A 3,340-nucleotide genomic window follows, 5' to 3' on the forward strand; every position below is an offset into this window, starting at 1 on the left:
ACCCGAGCGATGGCTTGATCAGCGTGCAAAGCGTGGTCGCCGACGGTCAGGGCCGGGTCTGGCTGCTTGACACCGCCGCGCCAGGGTTTGCCGAACCGAAAGCCAGAGGCGCGAAACTGCTGGCGGTGGATCTGGCCAACAACCGCATCGTCAAACGCCTGGTGTTTCCGGACAACGTCATGTTGCCGAGCACCTACGTCAACGACATGCGCTTCGACTTCCGCACCGGGGCCGAAGGCACGGTGTACGTCACCGACTCGTCGCTGCGTGGCCCAGGTGCAATCATCGTCATGGACATCGCCACTGGCCGCGCCCAGCGCCGGTTGAGCGGAGTGCCGGCAACATCGGTCGACCCGGATTTCGTGCCGATGGTCGAAGGTCTGCCGCTGACCGTCGCGGGCGCGGACGGCAAGCGCACACCGTTGGGCGTGGCGTCGGACGGCATTGCGCTGTCGGCGGACGGCAAGACCCTGTACTTCACGCCGCTGTCCAGCCGCCATCTGTACTCGGTTGCCACCGCGCTGTTGCGTGACACCAGCGTCAGCGAACAGCAACTGGCCGCTGCCGTGCAGGACCTGGGCGAGAAGGGCGCGTCCGATGGCATGGAAGCCGATGCCGCCGGGGCGGTCTATGCCGGTGACTACGAACACAACGCGATCCGCAAACGCCTGCCGGACGGCCAGTGGCAAACCCTTGTCCACGACCCGCGCCTGCTTTGGCCCGACACCCTGTCGATCGGTCCCGACGGCTATCTGTATTTCATCGCCAACCAGTTGCACCGCCAGGCCGGCTTCCGTGGCGGGCAGGATCAACGGCAAAAACCCTATAGCCTGATGCGTCTGAAAATCGACGCGGCGCCGGCACCGACTCGCTGATCACTCAGCCTTGAATCTGGAGAAATAATGATGACCACGTCCACTGAAATGCTGGTGTCGATCGCCGTGCTCAAGGCCCGGCCTGGCCAGGAGCAGGCGCTGAAAGAGGGGCTGCTGGCACTGGTCGAGCCGACCCGCGCGGAACCGGGCAACCTCGACTATGTGTTGTTTGAACTGCGCGACCAGCGCGGCACGTTCTACATGCGCGAGGCCTTCATGCATCAGGCGGCGCTGGATGCGCATTTTGCGATGCCTTACTTCCAGCGCTTTGCCGCCACGGCGGACGACCTGCTGGAAGAACCGTTGCAACTGATCTTTCTTGAGCAAGTCTCGAGCTGATCGCGCTGTTCCCTTTGGCATCCTTGTAGCGCCCGTTGGCCATTGAAGCAGCGCAGGCTCCAGGTAACCGGCATGGCTTGCCGACGCCGGGCCCTATATCCTTCGCACTTTGCACGCGAAACGATTAGGGAAGAATTGCATGCCGTTCAGGGTGATGGTGGTCGGGGGCTACGGAAATTTCGGCAGTATCGTGTGCAGGCATCTGGCGCTGATGCCCGATGTGGCGTTGCTGCTCTCGGGCCGCGATCCGCGCAAGTTGCAGCGCAAGGTCGATGAGCTGAACAGTCGGGCGCACACAGCCTGCGAAGGCTGGTGCGGCGATGCGATGGGCAGCGAATTCCAGGCCGCATTGACTGCGCTGAACATTCAACTGGTGGTGCACACCGGCGGCCCGTTTCAGGGACAGTCGTATGCCGTGGCGCAAAGTTGCATTGCCGCTGGCGTGAACTACTGCGACCTGGCCGACTGCCGTACCTTCGTCAACGGCATTGACGTGCTCGACGCCCGCGCTAAGGAAGCCGGTGTGGCGATTCTCAGCGGCTGCAGTTCGGTGCCGACGCTGTCTTCGGCGATCATCGACGAGCAGCGCCAGCGCTTTTCGCGCATCGACTCGATCGAACATGGCATTTCTTCTTCGGCGAAAATGCCCGGCCTGTCGACGGTCGAGGGTGTGCTGGCGTACGCGGGTAAACCGATCAGGCAGCTGCGCAACGGCGAAGTCCATGAAGTGCCGGGATGGCAGGATCTGACCCTGCGCAAAATGCCGCAGCTGGGACGGCGCCTGCTGGCCAATGTCGATGTGCCGGACATGGATATTTTCGCCAGCCGCTATGGCGCACACACCCTGCGTTTTCAGGCCGGCGCCGGACTCAAGCTCGGCGGCATCGCCAATGCGCTGCTGGCGCAGGCGCTGAAAATCGGCCTGGTTCGCGACTCAGGGATGTGGGCGGCGAGACTGCATCGGTTGGGCACCCGCTTCGAACGCTTCGGCGATGGTAAAAGCGCGATGTACATCGACGTGCAAGGCCTCGGCGTTGATGGCCAGCCACTGAGCATGACTGCGCAACTGACCGCGCTCAACGACAAAGGCCCGGAAATCCCCAGCTGCGCCGCCGTGGCGCTGGCCGCGAAGATGGCTCAGGGTTACACGCCACAGCCCGGTGCCCGGCCGTGCGTGGGCGAAATCAGTGTCAAGGAATACATGGCCGCCATCAACGACCCGGACAACCTGAGCCTGTCCGTGCATTTCTGCGCCGGGCAGCGCTGAGCATGCTCTATCTGGGTCTGAAATACCTGCACGTGATTGCAGCGGTGTTCCTGTTCGGCTTCGGCATGGGTTCCTACCTCTATCTGATCGCCGCGAGCCGTACGGCCAATCCGCAAGTGATCGCCAACGTGGCGCGGATGGTCGTGCGCTTCGATGCCTGGATCACCACGCCGGCGGGGTTTGTGCAGATCATCAGCGGCTATCTGCTGATGAGGGTTTCGGGGTTGCCCATGACCACCGAGTGGCTGCTGACGTCGCTGATCATCTTCTTTTGTGTGGGGTCACTGTGGCTGCCGGTGCTGCTGCTGCAAAAGCGGCTTGAGATCATGGCATCGACTGCCGACGCGACCGGGCAGGGCTTGAGTGATGACTATCGCCGCGTGTACCGGCAGTGGTTCTGGATGGGCGTGATGGGTTTTGCCGGGATGTTCGTGATCGTGCTGATGATGGTGACCAAGATGACGCCGGTGCAGTTGCTCAGCGTTCTGGCGTAGGTGGCGTCATCTTCAAAAAGCGCTGTTCGTGATCCGCACTCGGCAGCAGGCAGGTGGCGTATTGACCGAACAGCCGATAACGATTCAGCGCGATACGGTCATAGCCCCAGTCGCGCAGTCCGCGCGGCAACACTCGCAGCAGTTGGAGCGGCTGCCAGCGGGTGGGCAATTGGCCAATGACTTCGAGGAACGCATCGGAGCGTTCCCAGACGTGGCGATCACGGATCACCGCCATGGTGTCGAACTGATCCATCGGTAACCCCGCCCACGCCAGCAGCGCCTGCCCCTCGGGCGACTGCACCGCCGCCAGGCGCACGCGGCGCAGCCGGTCATGGCGAATCAGAAACCGTGCCCAGCCATTGCAC

Annotated in this window: 5 protein-coding genes; 4 read left to right on the plus strand and 1 reads right to left on the minus strand. The window is 62.9% G+C overall.

Going from position 1 to position 3,340, the window contains the following annotated elements; translation table 11 throughout:
• The 4 genes from DBR24_RS00590 to DBR24_RS00605 form a co-directional block, all read left to right on the plus strand.
• Positions 1 to 875: L-dopachrome tautomerase-related protein (locus tag DBR24_RS00590; RefSeq protein WP_128613566.1), on the plus strand; the 875-nt coding region annotated here is incomplete at its 5' end.
• A 30-nt stretch (positions 876 to 905) separates the two neighbouring features.
• Positions 906 to 1,214, plus strand: a complete 309-nt coding sequence (locus DBR24_RS00595) for a putative quinol monooxygenase (RefSeq protein ID WP_123464377.1) — start codon at positions 906 to 908, stop codon at positions 1,212 to 1,214.
• Between the two features lie 139 nt (positions 1,215 to 1,353).
• Complete coding sequence (locus DBR24_RS00600; RefSeq protein ID WP_128613567.1) at positions 1,354 to 2,481, plus strand: saccharopine dehydrogenase family protein; 1,128 nt, start codon at positions 1,354 to 1,356, stop codon at positions 2,479 to 2,481.
• A 2-nt stretch (positions 2,482 to 2,483) separates the two neighbouring features.
• Positions 2,484 to 2,975: a DUF2269 domain-containing protein gene (locus tag DBR24_RS00605; RefSeq protein ID WP_128613568.1), complete on the plus strand. Its 492-nt coding sequence runs from the start codon at positions 2,484 to 2,486 to the stop codon at positions 2,973 to 2,975.
• Here the strand turns inward: DBR24_RS00605 and DBR24_RS00610 are convergent.
• A partial coding sequence (locus DBR24_RS00610) for a thiol-disulfide oxidoreductase DCC family protein (protein WP_128613569.1) occupies positions 2,959 to 3,340 on the minus strand: 382 nt, incomplete at its 5' end. The two genes, DBR24_RS00605 and DBR24_RS00610, sit on opposite strands and share 17 nt — an antisense overlap.

It is taken from the genome of Pseudomonas sp. HMWF006 (assembly GCF_003061205.1).
In the GTDB taxonomy this organism is placed as follows: Bacteria; Pseudomonadota; Gammaproteobacteria; order Pseudomonadales; family Pseudomonadaceae; genus Aquipseudomonas; species Aquipseudomonas monsensis.